The organism is Erwinia sp. L03-1 (assembly GCF_058686115.1).
The window spans coordinates 3,462,518-3,480,344 of record NZ_CM178762.1 but is presented as its reverse complement, the minus strand read 5'-3'; the positions used below and the strand labels follow the sequence as shown (position 1 = coordinate 3,480,344).

General features: G+C 59.0%; 21 protein-coding genes. 9 read left to right on the top strand and 12 right to left on the bottom strand.

Features of this window, described 5'->3' with window-relative positions:
- Positions 1 to 7 precede the first annotated feature (7 nt).
- Both AC4PCC_RS16185 and AC4PCC_RS16180 read left to right on the top strand, forming a co-directional pair.
- Positions 8 to 145, top strand: a complete 138-nt coding sequence (locus AC4PCC_RS16185; RefSeq protein ID WP_492125199.1) for a hypothetical protein — start codon at positions 8 to 10, stop codon at positions 143 to 145.
- Between the two features lie 328 nt (positions 146 to 473).
- On the top strand, positions 474 to 1,007 hold the full coding sequence (locus AC4PCC_RS16180) for a sterol desaturase family protein (RefSeq protein WP_492125198.1): 534 nt from the start codon (positions 474 to 476) through the stop codon (positions 1,005 to 1,007).
- Here the strand turns inward: AC4PCC_RS16180 and AC4PCC_RS16175 are convergent.
- The 9 genes from AC4PCC_RS16175 to budC (AC4PCC_RS16135) form a co-directional block, all read right to left on the bottom strand.
- The gene (locus AC4PCC_RS16175; RefSeq protein ID WP_492125197.1) at positions 946 to 1,944 is read right to left on the bottom strand and encodes a phytoene/squalene synthase family protein; all 999 of its coding nucleotides are present in this window, start codon (positions 1,942 to 1,944) and stop codon (positions 946 to 948) included. The two genes, AC4PCC_RS16180 and AC4PCC_RS16175, sit on opposite strands and share 62 nt — an antisense overlap.
- Complete coding sequence (locus tag AC4PCC_RS16170; RefSeq protein ID WP_492125196.1) at positions 1,941 to 3,422, bottom strand: phytoene desaturase; 1,482 nt, start codon at positions 3,420 to 3,422, stop codon at positions 1,941 to 1,943. Before AC4PCC_RS16170 ends, AC4PCC_RS16175 begins: the two co-directional genes overlap by 4 nt.
- On the bottom strand, positions 3,419 to 4,585 hold the full coding sequence (gene crtY / locus AC4PCC_RS16165; RefSeq protein ID WP_492125195.1) for a lycopene beta-cyclase CrtY: 1,167 nt from the start codon (positions 4,583 to 4,585) through the stop codon (positions 3,419 to 3,421). The genes AC4PCC_RS16170 and crtY overlap by 4 nt, the downstream gene beginning before the upstream one ends.
- Positions 4,582 to 5,853, bottom strand: coding sequence for a glycosyltransferase (locus AC4PCC_RS16160; protein WP_492125194.1), 1,272 nt, complete (start codon positions 5,851 to 5,853; stop codon positions 4,582 to 4,584). Before AC4PCC_RS16160 ends, crtY begins: the two co-directional genes overlap by 4 nt.
- A complete protein-coding gene (fni, locus tag AC4PCC_RS16155; protein WP_492125193.1) occupies positions 5,850 to 6,893 on the bottom strand; it encodes a type 2 isopentenyl-diphosphate Delta-isomerase in 1,044 nt (347 codons plus the stop codon). The genes AC4PCC_RS16160 and fni overlap by 4 nt, the downstream gene beginning before the upstream one ends.
- Positions 6,894 to 7,003: 110 nt before the next feature.
- Positions 7,004 to 7,909 carry a polyprenyl synthetase family protein gene (locus AC4PCC_RS16150; protein ID WP_492125192.1) on the bottom strand — a complete coding sequence of 302 codons (906 nt, stop codon included), beginning with the start codon at positions 7,907 to 7,909 and terminating at the stop codon, positions 7,004 to 7,006.
- Between the two features lie 188 nt (positions 7,910 to 8,097).
- On the bottom strand, positions 8,098 to 8,652 hold the full coding sequence (locus tag AC4PCC_RS16145) for a YtfJ family protein (protein WP_492125191.1): 555 nt from the start codon (positions 8,650 to 8,652) through the stop codon (positions 8,098 to 8,100).
- Between the two features lie 40 nt (positions 8,653 to 8,692).
- Positions 8,693 to 9,457, bottom strand: coding sequence for a meso-2,3-butanediol dehydrogenase (gene budC, locus AC4PCC_RS16140; protein ID WP_492125190.1), 765 nt, complete (start codon positions 9,455 to 9,457; stop codon positions 8,693 to 8,695).
- A 176-nt stretch (positions 9,458 to 9,633) separates the two neighbouring features.
- On the bottom strand, positions 9,634 to 10,398 hold the full coding sequence (gene budC, locus AC4PCC_RS16135) for a meso-2,3-butanediol dehydrogenase (protein WP_492125189.1): 765 nt from the start codon (positions 10,396 to 10,398) through the stop codon (positions 9,634 to 9,636).
- 204 nt (positions 10,399 to 10,602) lie between these two features.
- Here budC (AC4PCC_RS16135) and AC4PCC_RS16130 point away from each other — a divergent pair, with 204 nt between their 5' ends.
- The 6 genes from AC4PCC_RS16130 to AC4PCC_RS16105 all read left to right on the top strand — a co-directional run bounded on the left by AC4PCC_RS16130 (position 10,603) and on the right by AC4PCC_RS16105 (position 15,100).
- The gene (locus tag AC4PCC_RS16130; protein ID WP_492125188.1) at positions 10,603 to 11,511 is read left to right on the top strand and encodes a LysR family transcriptional regulator; all 909 of its coding nucleotides are present in this window, start codon (positions 10,603 to 10,605) and stop codon (positions 11,509 to 11,511) included.
- A 100-nt stretch (positions 11,512 to 11,611) separates the two neighbouring features.
- Positions 11,612 to 12,019: a DoxX family protein gene (locus AC4PCC_RS16125; RefSeq protein ID WP_492125187.1), complete on the top strand. Its 408-nt coding sequence runs from the start codon at positions 11,612 to 11,614 to the stop codon at positions 12,017 to 12,019.
- Positions 12,020 to 12,030: 11 nt separating this feature from the next.
- Entirely contained in the window at positions 12,031 to 13,002 is a 972-nt protein-coding gene (locus tag AC4PCC_RS16120) for a glutathione S-transferase family protein (RefSeq protein WP_492125186.1), read from the top strand.
- Positions 13,003 to 13,004: 2 nt separating this feature from the next.
- Positions 13,005 to 13,139: a hypothetical protein gene (locus AC4PCC_RS16115; protein WP_492125185.1), complete on the top strand. Its 135-nt coding sequence runs from the start codon at positions 13,005 to 13,007 to the stop codon at positions 13,137 to 13,139.
- A gap of 109 nt (positions 13,140 to 13,248) precedes the next feature.
- Positions 13,249 to 14,565, top strand: a complete 1,317-nt coding sequence (locus AC4PCC_RS16110) for an MFS transporter (RefSeq protein WP_345830864.1) — start codon at positions 13,249 to 13,251, stop codon at positions 14,563 to 14,565.
- Between the two features lie 337 nt (positions 14,566 to 14,902).
- Positions 14,903 to 15,100, top strand: coding sequence for a YciX family protein (locus AC4PCC_RS16105; protein WP_492125184.1), 198 nt, complete (start codon positions 14,903 to 14,905; stop codon positions 15,098 to 15,100).
- A 128-nt stretch (positions 15,101 to 15,228) separates the two neighbouring features.
- Here AC4PCC_RS16105 and AC4PCC_RS16100 read toward each other — a convergent pair whose 3' ends face one another.
- Positions 15,229 to 16,257: an FUSC family protein gene (locus AC4PCC_RS16100; protein ID WP_492125183.1), complete on the bottom strand. Its 1,029-nt coding sequence runs from the start codon at positions 16,255 to 16,257 to the stop codon at positions 15,229 to 15,231.
- Positions 16,258 to 16,417: 160 nt separating this feature from the next.
- Here AC4PCC_RS16100 and crcB point away from each other — a divergent pair, with 160 nt between their 5' ends.
- Positions 16,418 to 16,795 carry a fluoride efflux transporter CrcB gene (crcB, locus tag AC4PCC_RS16095; protein ID WP_067705062.1) on the top strand — a complete coding sequence of 126 codons (378 nt, stop codon included), beginning with the start codon at positions 16,418 to 16,420 and terminating at the stop codon, positions 16,793 to 16,795.
- 59 nt (positions 16,796 to 16,854) lie between these two features.
- On the opposite strand, the gene AC4PCC_RS16090 is transcribed toward crcB, so the two are convergent.
- Both AC4PCC_RS16090 and AC4PCC_RS16085 read right to left on the bottom strand, forming a co-directional pair.
- The gene (locus tag AC4PCC_RS16090; RefSeq protein ID WP_492125182.1) at positions 16,855 to 17,625 is read right to left on the bottom strand and encodes a hypothetical protein; all 771 of its coding nucleotides are present in this window, start codon (positions 17,623 to 17,625) and stop codon (positions 16,855 to 16,857) included.
- A gap of 1 nt (position 17,626) precedes the next feature.
- Positions 17,627 to 17,824, bottom strand: coding sequence for a hypothetical protein (locus tag AC4PCC_RS16085; protein WP_067705068.1), 198 nt, complete (start codon positions 17,822 to 17,824; stop codon positions 17,627 to 17,629).
- Positions 17,825 to 17,827 lie beyond the last annotated feature (3 nt).

Here is a 17,827-nt window from a genome sequence, read left to right as displayed (position 1 = left end):
GCTCGCCATGAAGTTAGCAAATGTATTTGTATTGTTTGAAAAAATTGCGTTGTTAGTGTTTGTTATTCTGCTGGGCTATCTGATAATAACAGGCGTTTTTTCTGCAACAGGCGTCGATCATAGCTGGCCTTACCCACATCGATAGCTGAGAGATTCACCAGGGAATACGCAATATAATTAATAAAAAAACGATAAAAACCTTTTCGCACCTGCACTTACCGTTAAACCTTCCGTTCAGCACACGTCAGCTTTGCTCGCCATAAGCGGGTAGCCTCTTTGGCACAACTCCCCCAATTTTAAGGTTTTCTCTGACCTTCGCGGTTAGCGTTCCCCCATTCGCCGTTAAGTCACGCAGTTAATTCAGCGTATGGCTCTGCCGGGCTCAGAAACACAGCGTTAATTCAGTAAAACTCAGTCGTCAGGCATTTTATCTATTAAGCTTACTGCCATCGAACCGGAGAAGAGCGAATAAGATGCAGCTGTTGTACAACGCATTAATCGTGCTGTTTACCATCATCGTGATGGAAGTGGTGGCGGCGCTGGCCCATAAGTACATTATGCATCGCTGGGGGTGGGGCTGGCATCATTCTCATCACCGACCACATAAGGGCGGGCTGGAGTTAAATGACCTTTATGCGATGGTCTTTGCGGTGCTTGCCATTGTGCTGATCTATCTGGGCAGTACCGGCGTCTGGCCACTCCAGTGGATGGGTGCGGGCATGACCGCTTATGGCGCGCTCTATTTTATCGTTCACGACGGGCTGGTGCACCAGCGCTGGCCGTTTCGCTATATACCCCGGCGCGGCTACCTGAAGCGTCTCTATATGGCGCATCGTCTGCATCACGCCGTCCGGGGGCGCGAGGGCTGCGTCTCTTTCGGATTCCTGTATGCGCCGCCGCTGTCGAAGCTGCAAAAAACGCTGCGCCAGCGGCACGGTAAGCCGGTCAGCGAGGACGCTGCCAGAGCGAATCGGGACGCGGGCCCGGCTTCGCAAGACGAGAAGTAAGCGCCAGCCCAGCCCCCGAGAGCAGCAGCCCCAGTTTCTCGCCTTTGCTGGTGCCCTGACGCCGGTCCCAGGCCTGCTCTCCGGCGTTACTGACCTTGACGCCGATCTCCCGGTAGACGCCGCGGGCGGTAGCAATCGCCCAGGCGGAGCGAAGTGGCAATCCGGGCAGGCCCGCCCGGGCCGACTGATAGTAAGGCTCGGCGGCGTCGACCAGCCGCCGGGCTATTCTTGCCAGCGCGGCCCGGTTGACTGGGCTGGCATAGTTCGCCCTGTCCATACCCTCTTCAGCCAGCCAGCGAGCAGGCACATAGCAGCGCCCGCCGTGGGCATCTTCCACAATATCACGCGCAATATTGGTGAGCTGAAAGGCCAGCCCAAGATCGCAGGCCCGATCCAGCACGGCGGGATCGCGCACGCCCATCACCTGCGCCATCATCAGCCCGACGACCCCGGCTACGTGATAGCAGTAGCGCAGGGTGTCATCAAGGGTGTAATAAGCCTCGCCCCGCACGTCCATGGCGTAACCTTCAAGGTGATCGAAAGCCAGCCGTTCTGGAATGGCGCTGGCCAGGGCTACTTCCTGAAAGGCGGCAAAGGCGGGTTCCGACACAGGGGCGCCGCTAAGCGCCTGATGGGTAAGGACTTTAAGCCTTTCCAGCCGCTGCTCCGGGCTGCTGTCAGCGGTTACGTGGCCCGCGCCCGCGTCCGGGCTGTCAGATAGCGGGTTGCTAAACGCAGCGTGCGGACTGTATTCCGCCCCGTCGCGGCGAAAACCCAGCTCCTGGCCATCAATAACGTCGTCGCAGTGACGACACCAGGCATAGAGCATCAACGCGCTGCGTCGCGTCTTTGCGTCAAACAGCTTCGAGGCGGAAGCAAAGCTCTTTGAACCGACCGCCATCGTCTGGGTAGCGTGAGTAAGTAAAGGCTGATTCAAGGGGCTAAATCCTCCAGCATCAGGCCGGCGGTGGCCCTGGCGGAGCCGATCACGCCCGGTACGCCTGCGCCGGGGTGTGTGCCGGCGCCCACCAGGTAGAGGTTAGTAATGTGACTGTCGCGGTTATGTGGCCGGAACCAGGCGCTTTGGGTCAGAATCGGTTCTACCGAGAAGGCCGAACCAAGATGTGCGCCCAGTTCGTCGCGAAAATCGAAGGGGGTAAACATCCGGTGGGTGACCAGCTGCTGGCGCAGGCCAGGCATATAGCGCTCCTCCAGATAGTCGAAGATGCGATCGCGCAGGCGCGGCCCTTCCACGTCCCAGTCGAGATCGGCAGTACCCAGGTGCGGCACGGGGGCCAGCACGTAGTAGCTGCCGCAGCCCGGCGGGGCCAGCGACGGGTCGGTGACGCAGGGGGCATGCAGATAGAGCGAAAAGTCGTCGGCCAGGCTGTTGCGGGTAAAAATATCGCTGATCAGCTCTTCGTAGCGCGGGCCGAAGCACACCGTATGGTGCGCCAGCTGGCTGTGATGATGATTAAGCCCGAAGTAGAGCACGAACAGAGAGTTGCTCATGCGCTTACGTTTAAGAGAGGTCGCGCGCGCCGCACCTCTGGGGTGGTGGCCGAGCAGCTTTTCATAGGTATGCACTACATCCGCATTTGAGGCGACGGCGGGCGTATCAATACGGCGACCATCGGTCAGGTGAACCGCTGAAATCTTATCGCCCTGGGTTTCCAGTCGATCAACCTCCGCGTTCAGCTCAATTTTTCCGCCGAGATCCTCAAACAGCTTCACCATGCCCTGCACCAGCGCCCCGGTTCCGCCCCGGGGGAACCACACGCCCCATTCCCGCTCCAGGGCGTGGATCAGGGTGTAAATGGAGGAGGTGGTAAAGGGGTTGCCGCCGACCAGCAGCGAGTGAAAAGAGAAAGCCTGACGCAGGTGTTCGTCCTCAATAAATGAGGCAACCATGCTGTAGACGCTGCGCCAGGCCTGGAGGCGGGCCAGCTGAGGCCCGGCACGCAGCATATCGCGGAAAGAGAGAAAGGGGACGGTGCCGAGTTTCAGGTAGCCCTCTTTAAACACCGCGCGCGAATAGTCGAGAAAACGCTGATAGCCCGCCACATCGCGGGGATTGAAGCGGGCGATCTGCGCCTCCAGCGCGGGCTGATCGTTATCGTAGTCCAGCACCCGGCCCGTTTCCCAGCAGAGGCGATAAAAGGGTTTAACCGGCAGCAGTTGGACGTAATCTGCCATGCGTTTACCGGTCAGGGCAAACAGCTCCTCAATGGCGGTGGGATCGGTAATCACCGTTGGCCCGGCGTCAAAGGTAAAACCCTGATCCTGGTAGACGTAAGCGCGCCCGCCGGGCTTGTCTCGCCCTTCAAGCAGCAGCGTGGGAATGCCCGCCGACTGTAGCCGGATGGCTAATGCCAGCCCGCCGAAGCCGGCTCCTACAACAATTGTTCTTTTCATTTAAGGGCTCGCAGCCTGGGGTGATGTTTAAGGATGGCGCGCAGGGCTTCGCCTACCGGAACCGGCGGCTTGCCCGACAGGATCCGTACCCGGTCAAAGTGGGTAGGGTGACCGGCATAGAAGCGGGCAATCAGCCCGTCGCTAAGGCCGTAAAAGCGTTGCATGACGCGCCAGCGCCCGGCCGGAGGACCGGCCAGGAAAAGCATGCGGTTTAGCAGGCGGAAAAAGCGCTGATGCCGCCACTGACGTAGCGCAAAATCCTGAATGAGTCGGAACAGCTGGGCGCTATCCGGCGAGGGCTGGCTGGCGATCAGATCGGCCAGCTGAACAGCCAGCGGCAGTGAGTAGCCGGTGGTCGGGTGAAAAAGCCCGGCGCGCAGGCCGCTGCACGGCAGTCCGTCGCGCTGTCGCCAGAAAGCCCCAGGCTGACCCGCCAGCGTAATGGGCAGAATGCCCTGCTCCTCGCGTTCCAGCTCCTGTAACAGCCAGCCTTTTTCGGCGGCATAGTCTGCAATACGCTGCCGCGCCCGATCGGCGTCCAGCGCCGCGCTGTCAATATAGTGCGTATCCTCAATCAGCAGCGTATCCGGCGTGAGTGGCAGGGTATAGACAAAGCGATAGCCCGCCAGCTGATCCACCGTGGCATCCATCAGAATGGGGCGGGTCAGGCCATGTGGCGTGGCCAGCCGCCACTGCTGGCCCAAAAAGGCCTGACTGCCGACCGTCAGCGCGGGACCGGGCTGGTAGCCACGGCCATCTATTACCGCTTTTGCCCGCAGGATCTGCCCGTCAGCGAGCTGGACGCTGTTCGCGGAGAGCGGGATGGCCGGACACGCCGTCAGCAGATTGTCGCCCAGGGCCTGTTCAACAACCCCGGCGAAGCGCCCGGCGGTCACCGTCATATAGCCGCCGGACAGGGTGCGGGTCAGCTGCGGAAACTGCACGTCATAGCCGGCCCAGCGGTGGGCGACCAGCGGGTCGATCCACTCCTGCTGTTCAGGCGTCAGGTCGCTTTGATGGAAGGACCAGGTGTGGTTACCGCCGCAACGCGCGCTCTCCTCCAGCATTAACACGCGGAGCGTGGGCTGACGCTGCGCTAAGCGCAGGGCGATAAGGCCATTGGCCAGGCCGCCGCCCAGCAGGATCACATCCGATTTCTTCACGGTGCCACCTTATCCGCTGTGGAAAAGCGCGGGCTTAACGCCTGCTCGACGATGAGTGCGGCGGCAGACGCGCCACCCGCGCTGCTGAGCTGAGCCTGCATGGCTGACAGGTTTTCCCGATAGCGATTGTCGTTTAACAGCGCGTCGAGATGATGCGCCAGCGTTTTGCTGCTGCTGAAACGAGAGGCGCGCCGCCCAGTGCCGCTCCAGGCGACGCGCGCGGCAACGCCGGGCTGATCGAAGGCGATCGGAATGGCAAGGATCGGCGTGATATTTTTCACCGCGTCGGCCACGGTATTCAGCCCGCCGTGCGTTACCACCGCCTGCGCCTGACGCAAAACGGCATCCTGATCGGCAAAGTCTGTGACCCAGCTGGCACCGGCGTGACGTAATTTTTCCACCTGGCGCGAGTTCAGGCCGCCGCAGTGGGCGATCAGCAGCTGGGCGTCCAGGCGGCGGCAGGCGCGGGCGATAGTATTGAAAAGACGGAAACGATGCCCCTGCAGGGTGCCGAGTGAGGCAAAAATAAAGGGACGGGCGGGATCCAGCGGCCAGGCTGCCTTACCGGTTTTGCCTGGGGATCGCAGCGGTCCGACGGCGTGAAATCCGGCGGGCAGCGCGCGACGGGGGAAATCCAGCGCGGGCAGGGTCTGGCTGATTTGCGCCAGCGGCGACAGGCAGTCGTGCAGTCCCTGGCGGGGCGTCAGGCCAAAGGCGCGCGCATGGCGGTTGATGATCCTGGTATGGCCGCGCATCATCCAGTCGTAGATCTGCTGGCTGGAATGATAGAGTTTTTGCGCCCGGCGATCGGTGCCCCAGGCAAACGGCATAACCGGCAGCGGCAGGCCCGCCTCGCGGTTAACCGGCAGGGCGCAGGCAACCGAGACGAAAGGGAGCCCCAGCGCGTCGGCGACCAGCCCACCGGCAGGCTCCATCTGGTCGACGATCAGGCCGTCCACCGCCAGTCTGTTCAGGATGGCAGGCAGGGCGCAGCAGAGCCGATCGGTGGCGTGGGCCATATCATCAATCACGCCGAAGAGGGAGAGGCTACGCGGGTTAACGGTCAGCCTGAAGGCGCGGGTGGGCGTGCCCGCAGGCAGGTTCTCTACCGGCTCGAAAGCGATGTTCGCGTCGCTGAGCAGGCTTCGCGCTTCGGGCGGCTGAATAAAAGTGATGCGATGTCCCCGCGCCATCAGCGCCTGCGCCAGGGCCTGGAGCGCGCGCACGTGGCTGAAAAGCGGCGGCGCAACCACGGCGTAGTGGCTCATGCTCCGCTTCCTGCGTAGTGCATCGGCGCGTGACGCAGCTCGCGCAGGTTACTGCTGCCGGTGCAGAAGCAGGCGGTTTGTAGCTGCGCGATCAGCGTCTGGAAAAATGCCGTGACGGCCTGTTCTGACGCGGTGGCGCTGGGGAGTATCGCGGCGGCAAGGCCGACCACATCCGCGCCCAGACCAATAGCTTTGGCAATATCAATGCCGTCGACAATCCCGCCCGAAGCGATCAGGGTCAGGTCGGGCAGGGCAGCGCGTATTCCCCGCAGCGCCTCGCTGGTGGGAATGCCCCAGTCGGCGAAGGCCATGGCGACGGCACGCTGCTGTGCGCTGTTGGCGCGCTCGCCCTCCACCGCCGCCCAGCTGGTGCCGCCCGCGCCAGCCACGTCCAGCAGGGTCACGCCCGCCTCTGCCAGCCGACGGGCCACGTCAGGCGAGAGTCCCGCACCGACCTCTTTGACCACCACCGGCACCGCCAGCTGCTTAACCAGCCCGGCAATGGCGGACAGTACGCCCCGCCAGTCGCGGTCCCCGCCGTTTTGCAGCGCTTCCTGGAGCGGGTTGAGATGCACGATCAGGGCATCGGCCTCAATCATCTCTACCGCACGACGCGCATAGTCCAGCCCGGTTGGGCCGACGATCTGCGCCGCGCCGAGGTTAGCCATCAGCGGGATGTCCGGCGCAATAGCGCGTAAATTTTTGTTCAGGCCGAAATTGACGTCGCTCTCCAGCGCCACCCGCTGCGAGCCGACGCCCATCGCCAGGCCCAGCGTCTGCGCCGTGGACGCCAGGTGAAGATTAATCTCCTGGGCGCGACGGGCTCCCCCGGTCATTGACCCGATCATAATCGGCGCTTTCATCGGCCTGCCAAACAGAGAGGTGCTGAGATCGATACGATCACAATCAATTTCGGGCAGGGCGCAGTGCTCAAAACGCCAGAGCTCAAATCCTGTACGGATCCTGCTGACGGCGCGCGCCGGGTTAAGCACGATATCCAGGTGATCGTTTTTACGCTGAATCAGATCCGCGTCCTTCATGGGTACTCCGGTGAATCCATTATTCGGTCATTTGCAGGCGTCACTACGGCGGGCGGTTTCTGACAAACCGCAGGCGTCAACACCCGCGCAGGCACCCGTTTAAACAGACGTTAACGCAACGTGGCCAGCTGCTGGTTGAACCAGCGGTGCATAAAGCGCCGGGTCGCCAGCCCCTGATGACAGACGAAGGCAAAGTGCCGATCGGCACTGTGCAGGTGATTTTGCAGGCGGCGGTGTACCTCTTCGGCCCCCAGCAGGGCCACCAGGGTCGATTTGCCCGCATCCTGATTCAGATCCTTGCCGGAGCCGCTATGGCTGTCGGCCAGATCGTCAAGGAGCTGGAACGCCTGCCCCAGATCCTGCGCGAAGCCGCGCAGCTTCTGGCGCACGACAGGGGGCGCATCGGCGGCCAGCGCCGCCATCTGGATGGTGGCGTCAAACAGCATGCTGGTTTTCAAATCATTTGTGGTGGCGATAGCTTCACTGCTGCGGCACGCACCGCCTTCATTAAGATCCTGAAACTGGCCCTGAACCAGCCCCTGCAAACCGACGGCGGCAGAAAGCTCCGCCACCGCCTGCGCGCGACAGTTTCCTGATAACCCTTCTGCGGCCGCGACGGTGCCAAAGGCGCTGCTTAGCAGGGCAACGGCAGCCAGCACGGCCACGTCCTCGCCAAACTGGCGATGAATGGTGGCCCGGCCACGGCGCAGCAGGGCGTTATCCATGCAGGGAATATCATCAAGGATCAGCGAGGCGGCATGGATCATCTCCACGGCGCAGGCTAAATCAATCAGGCCGGGGTGGTTTTTATCACACCCCAAATCACAGGCGGCCAGCAGCAGCAGCAGGGGACGCATGCGCTTTCCAGGCGTCAGCGTGCCTTCGCGCATAGCAGCCCTTACGCGGTCCCGCTCGCCACCGGCAGGCAGCAGCGAGTCGAGTCGCCGCTCCAGGGCTTCACGCAGCGCCAGCAATTCGGTATCCATATCGGGGGATTTTTCTGCTAACACTGTCATGGTCACTCTTAATCGAATCAGTAAATTAATGGGCCGGAAAACGAATGGACGCTACAGGAATAAATGCACGGTCCTTGTTGATAAGGCTAGAGTATTATTAAGAAATTGCGCTGATAAACGATGAAAAAAAGCTTAACTGATACAGGATGGGGGCCGTATGGAGCAATCCGTGCCTGCGTTTCAGCGACTTATTGCAGCAGTTGGTGCAGCAGCGACAAAACCTGATTGATCTCCGCAGGCGTCAGCGCGCCCTCTTTGGCAAAGCGAATGAGGCCAGCGCTATCGACCACCACCACGGCTGCGCTGCCGGGGGTCAGTTGCCAGGCGCGCTTCACCGCCCCGCGATTGTCGATAATAAACTGTGTCGAGGGCGACTCGCGTTTGGCGGACCGCAGGCTGGCGCGCACAAAAACGGCGCTGCCGGGGATGGCATCGTCTGCGTTAACAATAATCGACGTCTGAAAGCGCGTCGGGGGCAGGTGAGCCGCCGCTAACGCCGCACTCAGCGGCGCGTTTTCGTCTCTGGCAGAAAGCCGTCCGGCCAGATGCATCACCACGCGCACCCTGCCGGTTAACCCGACGCTGTTCCAGGGCTGGTAGTCCGTTTCTCCGCCGCTGGCGATCACTTCGCCTGCATCATATACGCCTACAGGAGGAAGGCGCTGGCCAACCGTAAACAGGTTTGCCAGCGCGGAGAAGGGCAGAAACAGAACAAGGGCGACAAACAGTAGACGAGCCGACATGCATCTCTCCATTAAGCCGCCCTGAACAGGGAAGACGGGCTTATGCCTGCTTAGGCTGTCCGTTTGAGGCCGTGATGCCGCCGTCTACCGGCAGATTGACCCCGGTAATGTAACGGGCGTCATCGCTGGCGATAAAGGCAATCGCGTTAGCGATATCTTCCGGCTCACCCGCGCGGTTCAGCGGGATACGCTCATAGAATTTATTCAGCAGCTGCGGGTCATCCTTCATCCCTTCCGTCAGATCGGTCATGGTCAGACCGGGACAGACGGCATTGACGCGTACGCCGTCTGCGCCGTAATCCATTGCCAGCGAACGGGTAAAGTTGGTCACCGCGCCTTTCGCTGCGTTATAGACGCTCATGCCCCAGTCGCCGCCCAGGCCGGAAACGGAGGAGATATTCACGACGTTGCCTTTGGTTTTCAACAGCGCGGGCATAAAGTAGTGAACGCAGTGGAATACACCGTTCAGATCCACCCCCATCAGCTTTTTCCAGTCTTCAAGCGCGATTTCATGAATGCGCCCCTGAACGATAATGCCGGCGTTATTCACCAGCACGTCCACCCGGCCATACTTGTCCTGCACCTTGCGCGCAAGCGCCTGGACCTGGCCTGCGTCGGCGACGTCACAGGGGGCAACCAGATGATCGCCCTGGGTCAGCGTGGCCAGCGTTTTTTCCAGCTTTTCAGCCGTCCGGCCTACCAGTACCACCGATGCGCCTTCGCGGGCAAAGCGCTGCGCCGCGGCTTCGCCAATACCTGAACCTGCCCCGGTGATGACGACTACTTTTTGCTGAAAACGTGCCATTTTGAACTCCTGTTCATCATTATTACCGAATTAAATCATGGGTGTAAGCCTGGCAGGCTTAGCGTGAAGTGCAAGTGAAGACGGGGCGCGGGAGGGCTAATTAGTTGTAATTGCACAGGGTTTTTTGCATAAATCATGCCGGGCAGCGGGCAGCGGGCAGCGGGCAGCGGGCAGGACTACCCCTGGGCGGGCTGACCATTAGAGGCGGTAACGCCGCCATCAACCGGCAGATTGACGCCGGTGATATAGCGCGCATCATCGCTGGCGATAAACGCAATGGCACTGGCGATATCCGCGGGTTCCCCTGCGCGATTTAATGGGATGCGCTGGGTGAACTTTTCCAACAGCTGTGGCGCGTTCCTGATCCGTTCGGTCAGGGCCGTCATGGTCAGGCCGGGGCAGATAGCATTGACGCGCACGCCGTCTGCGCCGTAGTCCATCGCCAGCGCGCGGGTGAAGTTGCTAACGGCCCCCTTTGCCGCATTGTATACGCTTATGCCCCAGTCCCCTCGCAGGCCAGAGATGGAGGAGACATTGACCACATTACCTTTGGTGATAAGCAGGGCGGGCATAAAGTAGTGTACGCAGTAAAAGACGCCGTCCAGATTGATGGCCATAAGAGTTTTCCACTCCTCAGGCGCGACGTCGTGAATGCGTCCCTGAACAACGATGGCCGCATTATTCACCAACACATCGACCCGGCCATACTTAGCCCGGACGTTGTGCGACAGCGCCTGCACCTGGTCCGCCTGCGAGACGTCACAGGGGGCAACCAGATGGTCGCCCGGCGCGAGGGTTGCCAGCGTGCTGTGTAGTTTCGCAACCGTGCGGCCTGCCAGCACGACCGACGCGCCCTCAAGGGCAAAGCGCTGCGCCGTGGCCTCGCCAATACCTGAACCCGCCCCGGTGATCACCACGACCTTCTGCTGAAAGCGTGCCATCTGAACCTCCGCTTAACGCGATTAGTACATTAAATCATCAATATAAGCCTGGCAATTATGAAAATAAGTGCAAGGTCTGCCCCATCCTGTTGATAACCCGTTGTTACATCAGGCGCATAATTTCAAATTGTGCATCTGTCGGATGACTCACCGCGCCGATAGGGCTATGTTAGTTCCCGGCTAAGTGAGTGGTGAGGAAGCAAAGTGGAAAGACTGGATTGCGACAGGATGTTTATTGGCGTGATGGAAACCGGAAGTTTTACCGCTGCGGCGCAGCGTTTGGGCACCAGCCACGGCCAGGCGTCAAAGCTGATCTCACGTCTGGAAAAGGAGCTGGGCGTGCAGCTTTTCCGGCGCAGCACCCGGGCGCTGACCGCTACCGATGTCGGCAGAGCCTACTACGAAAAGGTCAGGGTCCTGCTGGCTGAGTACGATGCCCTGAATGATTCCGTGCGCACCACCTCAGACTCCCCCTCTGGCAGGGTGCGCGTCTCCGCGCCGGTGACCTTTGGCACCACCCAGCTTACCCAGCCGCTAATCGACTTTGCCCGGCGCTATCCGGGTATTGAACTGGACGTCAGCTTTGCCGATCGGGTGGTTAACGTGGTGGACGAAGGATTTGACCTGGCGCTGCGCATCGGCAAGCTAAACGACAGTGTGCTGATGGCCAGAAAGCTGTGTGATATCCGTATTATCGCCGTGGCCTCGCCGGACTATCTTAAGCAGCGGAGCACACCCTCCCACTGGGGCGAACTTTCACAGCATGACTGTATAATCGACACCAACTTCCGCGATCCTTTCCGCTGGCCTTTTTTACAGGGTGAGCAGATGGTTCAGGAGCCGGTCAACGCCCGCCTGAAGTTTTCAAACGCCGAGGTGTGTTTGCAGGCGGCATGCGCTGGACTGGGCATCGCCCGTCTGCCCGCCTTTGTCGCGGGGGAAGCCCTGCGCAATAAAACCATTGTGCCGGTACTGGCATCTTATGAAATCCCGCCGCTGGGTCTTTTCGCCCTCTACCCGCCGGCAAAATACCTGGCGCACCGCTCCCGCACCCTGATCGATTTCCTGGTCGAGGCGTTCGCGGGCGAGCCGGGGTGGGAGAAAGGCTGGTGATTATTTCCAATATGGAACAAAACATCCCCTTTTTGAGGGGATAATCATCTCAGCGGAAATAAGGTACTTTTCTCTTATCAACTCACTGAGAGGAAAGACCATGACTGACAATCGTACTGCACCCTGGGCTGCTTTGATCCTGCGCCTCGCGCTGGGCATCCTGTTTCTGGCTCACTTCAGCCTGAAATTTTTCGTTTTCACGCCCGCAGGCACCGTAAAGTTCTTTGCCTCGCTCGGACTGCCGGGCGGTCTGGCCTGGCTAACGATGGCCGTGGAGCTGGTGGGGGCTATCGCCCTGATTTTAGGCATCTATAGCCGCATCGTCGCCGTGGTGCTGATCCCCATCCTGCTCGGGGCCATCTTCACCGTTCACGGTCCGGCGGGCTTCTTCTTTACTAACCCTAACGGCGGCTGGGAATTCCCGGCATTCTGGATAGTGGGCCTGATTGCGCTTGCCCTGACCGGCGACGGAAAGTATGCCCTCAGGCCCACCCCCGTCAGAAGATAAGGAGCAGACCCATGCTGGTAAATGGACAATGGACCGCCGACTGGCATCCCGTTCAGGCAAAAGATGAGAAGGGCGGCTTTGTCCGCCAGACCTCCAGCTTTCGCAGCTGGATAACCCCGGACGGCGCGCCGGGGGTGACCGGCAAGGGGGGCTTTCAGGCCGAAGCGGGACGGTATCATCTCTATGTTGCGCTGATCTGCCCCTGGGCCTCACGCACCCTGATCGCCCGCAGCCTGAAAGGACTTAACGAGGTCGTCAGCGTATCGGTAGTCGAGCCCTGGCTGCTGGATCAGGGCTGGCACTTTGGTGACTATCCCGGCGCTAACCGGGATACGCTGAATCAGGCCGAGTGGATGCATCAAATCTACACCCGTGCGGATGCGGACTATACGGGCCGGGCCACCGTGCCGGTGCTGTGGGATAAAAAGACCCAGACGATCGTGAGCAATGAATCCGCGGATATTGTGCGGATGTTTAACAGCGGCTTTGGTGAGCTGGCCAGTGCGGAGTTTGACCTCTTCCCTGCCAACCTCCAGCAGGAGATTGCGTCCCTGAACGCGGAGATTTATCCGCTGCTGAACAACGGCGTTTACCGTGCGGGCTTCGCCACCACGCAGATAAGCTATCAGGAAGCCTGTCGCGATGTGTTCAGCATGCTGGATAAGCTGGAGCAGCGTTTGAGCGACGGACGCCGCTTTCTTACCGGCGAGCGATTCACCGAGGCGGATATTCGCCTGTTCGTGACGCTGATTCGCTTTGATGCGGCTTATCATGGCCTGTTCAAATGCAATATCCGTCAGCTCCGGGAGTATGCCTGGCTGCATGCCTATACCCAAAGCGTGCTGGCGGTCGCGGGCGTGCGCGAGACGGTCAGTATCGATCACATTAAACAGGGCTATTACTCTATCAGGGCGCTGAACCCCACCGGCATTGTGCCCGTTGGGCCAGACCTGAGTGACTACGGCCTGCAGGAGAGTCTGTAACCGTGAAAAAACTCCTTATTTTGCTGCATGGCGTGGCGGTCAGTACCCTTTTTGAGCCGGGCGTGCCCCATACGCTTAGTACGAATGGCGTTCAGCGAGCGGTGGCGTTTATCGGACAGCGATTCGATCTGAATTGAGAACGCATGCAGGTGGGATTTCTCTGCAAGCTTGCCTGCGTTGCCAGATTACGTCTATTGTTAACGGCTAAGAGTAGTTTTCCCGGAATACGCGCGACAGGGAGCCGTCATGAAGAAAGTGCTGGGTGCTTTTTTACCGTTATATACCACCACGCTGTTAATGCTGCTGGGCTCTGGCCTGCTGACCACCTATGTCTCGCTGCGGCTTGCCCATCAGCAGGTGAGTGGCGCGGTGATCGGGGCGATTATCGCCGCGAACTATATTGGCCTGGTCATCGGCGGCAAGGTTGGACATAACCTGATTGCCCGCGTCGGGCATATTCGCGCTTACGTATCCTGCGCCGGGATCATCACCGCCTCGGTACTGGGGCACGGGCTCACCGACTTTTTGCCGATGTGGATCTTTCTGCGGCTGATTATCGGCCTGTGCATGATGTGCCAGTATATGGTGCTGGAGAGCTGGCTTAACGATCAGGCCGAGCCGGGGCAGCGCGGCATGATATTTGGCTTCTATATGGTGGCAACCTATCTGGGGCTTTCTGCGGGGCAGATAATCCTGATGACGCAGATTGGCTCGGGCAGCAGCAGCCTGCTGATAGTCGCCCTCTGCTTTGCACTGTGCCTGGTGCCCATCGCTCTGACCACCCGCACCAACGTACAGCCCATGTCGCCGGCACCGATGGAGCTTGGCTATTTTTTTAAAGCCATTCCGAAAATTCTGTTTATGACGCTGGTCATTGGGATGGCGGTCGGGGCTTTCTACGGGATGGCCCCGGTTTACACCAGCCTGCTGGGATTCAGCACGCAGCAATCCGGGCTGTTTATGGGCATTACCATTTTCGCCGGGCTGATTTCGCAGTTTCCTCTCAGCTGGCTTTCTGACCGCGTAGATCGTCACCGCCTGCTGTTTTTCACCGGCCTGCTTTATGCCCTTGCCGCACTGCCGCTGACCCTGCCGTTGCATTTTCACTACCTTACCGTGGTCTGCGCCGCCTTTATCGCCAGCATGATGCAGTTTTCACTTTATCCGCTGGTGGTGGCGATGGCGAATGACAGCATCGTGCCCGAGCGCCGGGTATCGCTCACCGCCTGCCTGCTGATGGCCTTTGGCGTGGGAGCCTGTATTGGGCCGCTGGCAATTGGGGCCATAATGCAGCCGCTGGGCGGCAATATGCTCTACCTCTTTTTCTGCCTGTGCGGGGTGGTAATTGCAGGAATGAGTTGGTATCGCAGCACCACGCATCAGGAGAGCAGCGAACCGCCGGTTCCTCATGTGCCGATGCCGGATACGATGGCCAGCTCGCCGCTGGCTGCCGCACTTAATCCGACCAATACCGAAGAAGAGATCCAGGCGGTAATGGTCAATACCGACGAACATGCTGCCGGGGCCGACAGCGCTGAAGAGAGCGAACAGCAGGCATCCTGATGCCTGTCTTACCCTCTGTAACCCTTCTGTAACCTGAAACGAAACTGGATTAACACCCAGGTAAACCGTTTTTTTTCCCACCGGGCGCTGGGCGTACGCACAGCGCCACCCGTCGCGCTATCCCAAAGAAACAGAACAAAATTCTTAAATGGCTGCCGTTGTCCCTAGGGATAGTCTGAAAGTTGATCGATATTTTTGATTGTTTATACTGTGGTGACATTAAAAACAGGTAAGGAATCCGTATGAAGTGTCGTTTATCCCGGAGAGGGAAAACCTGGCTGGTCATCATTGCCTGTTGTTTTATTTTTTGGGGGGTAGTGGCCTGGGGAGTGTGGTCATGAATAAAGCTGAAGAGATTGTGAATGAAAATGGCCTCCTGATTAGCGAGGCGGCCGCAGAAAACAGTAACCCTCCCGGCGTGAATAGCGACGGTAAGCCACTTAATAACAAGAAAATACTGGATGGCTGGGAATTGAGTGCCGCGCAAACCGCTTTTATCGAATCACTCCTGCCGGATGATGACAGCGGCTGCTGATCCGCTGCCAGATCCGGCGCTGCCCCCGCTGAAACCGGCAGCGACCCTAACTTTTTCCACCTTATGCTTCTTTTGCTGGCGTTTCTACCTGCAGCGCCCGCTCGGCGTGACCAGCGCCTGCCTCCGCGTTAACTTTTTATCACCTGCCGCCGGGTAAAGAGGCGGGTAAATACGATGGCAACCAGCGCGAAAATCCCACCCAGCGCGGTGGCCTCCAGTCGGTGAGTGGCTACGCCCGCCTGAGAAACGCCCAGGCTTGCGATCATAAACACCACCATCAACGTGACGAAAAAAGTAAACACAAAATACGATTTTGAGATCAGCGAATAAGAAAAGGTAAACGCGATATAGCCGGCGGTGATAAAGCCGCACACCAGGAACAGCGGATTATGCCAGGTGGAGATCAGCGAAGCGGCCAGGATGCTGCCCATCAGCGTTCCCAACACTCTGGCCTGAACCCGCGACAGCGTATCGCGGTAGTTATTACGCAGACAGAGCAGCAGGGTCATTCCCGCCCAGTAGCCATTTTTCAGGTGCAGCAGCTGGACCGTACTCAGCGCCAGTCCCATCGTAAGCAGCGCCCAGAAAATGGACCAGCGCAGGTGGATTTTGCGTTTATAAAGCTGCCGGGTGGTGTTGAAAAAAGTGAGCCACGAGCGGGGGTTAATATCTTTTAAATGAAAGGGGTAGCGACGGAAAACGCCATACAGAAAAAGCATCTGTAACAGACCGCCGCAGCCGGTGAGCGCCGCGCGATCCAGCGCATGTTCCAGGGGGCCCGCATAGTAACCCGACACCAGATAGGCAATTGACCACTGGAGCACCATCCACCAGGCGCTGCTGTCGACGTCCGCCAGCGCAACATAAATCCCCGCGTAGAGCATGGCTCCCGCAATATAGATCGGCAGCACGTTGCCGGTCAGGCAGCCAAGCCAGGAGGAGAAAGCCAGCCCGAGCGTGGTAGTGAGCAGCAGAGAAAAGGAAGAGTCGCCCCAGGTTTTATTCGCGCCAAAGGCCAGCGTCAGGGCGCCACCGGCAATTACGCTGGCCACCGGCACGCGATCAAAGGTGAAGCCGGCCAGATAGATAGCGATGATAGCGGGCAGGCAGCACAAACCCAGCAGCATGTCGTGTTGCAGTTCGTCAGAAAGGCGCATCGGTTTACAGCTTCTCCTGTCATTCGCAAAGATTAATGATAGCTTTCAATAATATATTGTTGTTAACAGGGTAGCTTATTCTTGCATTGCACGACGGCGATGATTAGGCTGAAACCACTTTCCTGCTGCGTATACCGCACGTTTTCTCTTTGAGGGCGTTATGATCAAATCACTGGTCGCCGTGGCCGTTGGCGGCTCCATCGGCTGCATCATTCGCTGGCTGCTGGCGGTTCGTTTGAATGCACTTTTCCCCAACCTGCCGCCCGGCACGCTGGTCGTGAACCTGGTCGGGGGCTTTATTATCGGCGGGGCGATGGCCTGGTTTATGCGCAATCCGCATCTCGACCCGGCCTGGAAACTGTTGATTACCACCGGTCTCTGCGGAGGCATGACCACCTTCTCAACCTTCTCGCTGGAGATCGTTACGCTGCTACAGGCGGGTAACTATGCCTGGGCGATGACCTCGGTGCTGACCCATGTGCTGGGCTCGCTACTGATGACCTTTGCCGGATTCTGGCTGGTTTCGCTGGTTCTCTGATTCACTCGCTCTACGGCGCCGACTCGCGCATCCATGCGCCAGGTGGCAAAGCGGTGTTTTTAGTGCGGGGTGCCACCCTTCATCAGATCGATCGCGCTGGCGCTGGCTGCATCAAATAGCGACAGGCTCTCAATCTGATCAACCATGATGACCTTACGGAAGGCCATGGCTGACTTAGGCTCGGAATCCAGCGTAATGCCGTGATCGGCGTACCATTTGCTGTAGTTATGCTCGATGCGCAGATCCAACGCCGTGCCCTCGCGGTAGCCGCTTAGCATTGGGATCATCACAATATTGCAGACGGCAGCATTCTCAAAAGAGGCGGTATGGACCATTCCGATATAGATACGGCGAGACTTCAGCGTGATCCACGCCAGCTCTCCCTCTTCCATACACTGAAACAGCAGCCCTTCAACCCCATTGGAGCGGGACAATTTTTTGTAGAGTTTTTTTCGTCCGCTGCTGTCGAGCCGCGCGCTGCCTGACCAGCTTGAGCGATAAATACAGAAAACGACGGCGAAGGTCAGCATGATAACGACCGGCGCCTGTATGCCGAGGAAACTCCAGGTCATAAATTCGACCTGCCAGTGGTGGTGCAGGCCATCACCGAGCTGCGGAATGGCGTTCATAATACCTGATGCGGCCAGCAGAATCAGCCAGACGATACCGGTGGCAATGACGCCCTGGAGAACGAAAATGCAGCCATACAGCGCCACCAGGAAATAGACGTCCCAGCCAAACGAGCGTTTGATTTTGAAACGGGTTGAGAGGTCGCGGCTGGTATACCAGTACCCACACACCATCAGCACCATAAATATTGCCGTACCCATCTTATGCCCTCTTCAACGCATTGACGTGACGGGCAAAATCATCTTTGACTTCTTTGCTGCACAGATTGACCGCAGCGGTGCCGTCTTCGTCGATCAGGATGCGTTCGCCGTCTTCAATCGACTCTTCGATATCGCGCTGACTCATCACCTGAAGTAACAGTTCCGGACTGGAAAAAAGAGCGCGTAAAAATTTGAACATGGC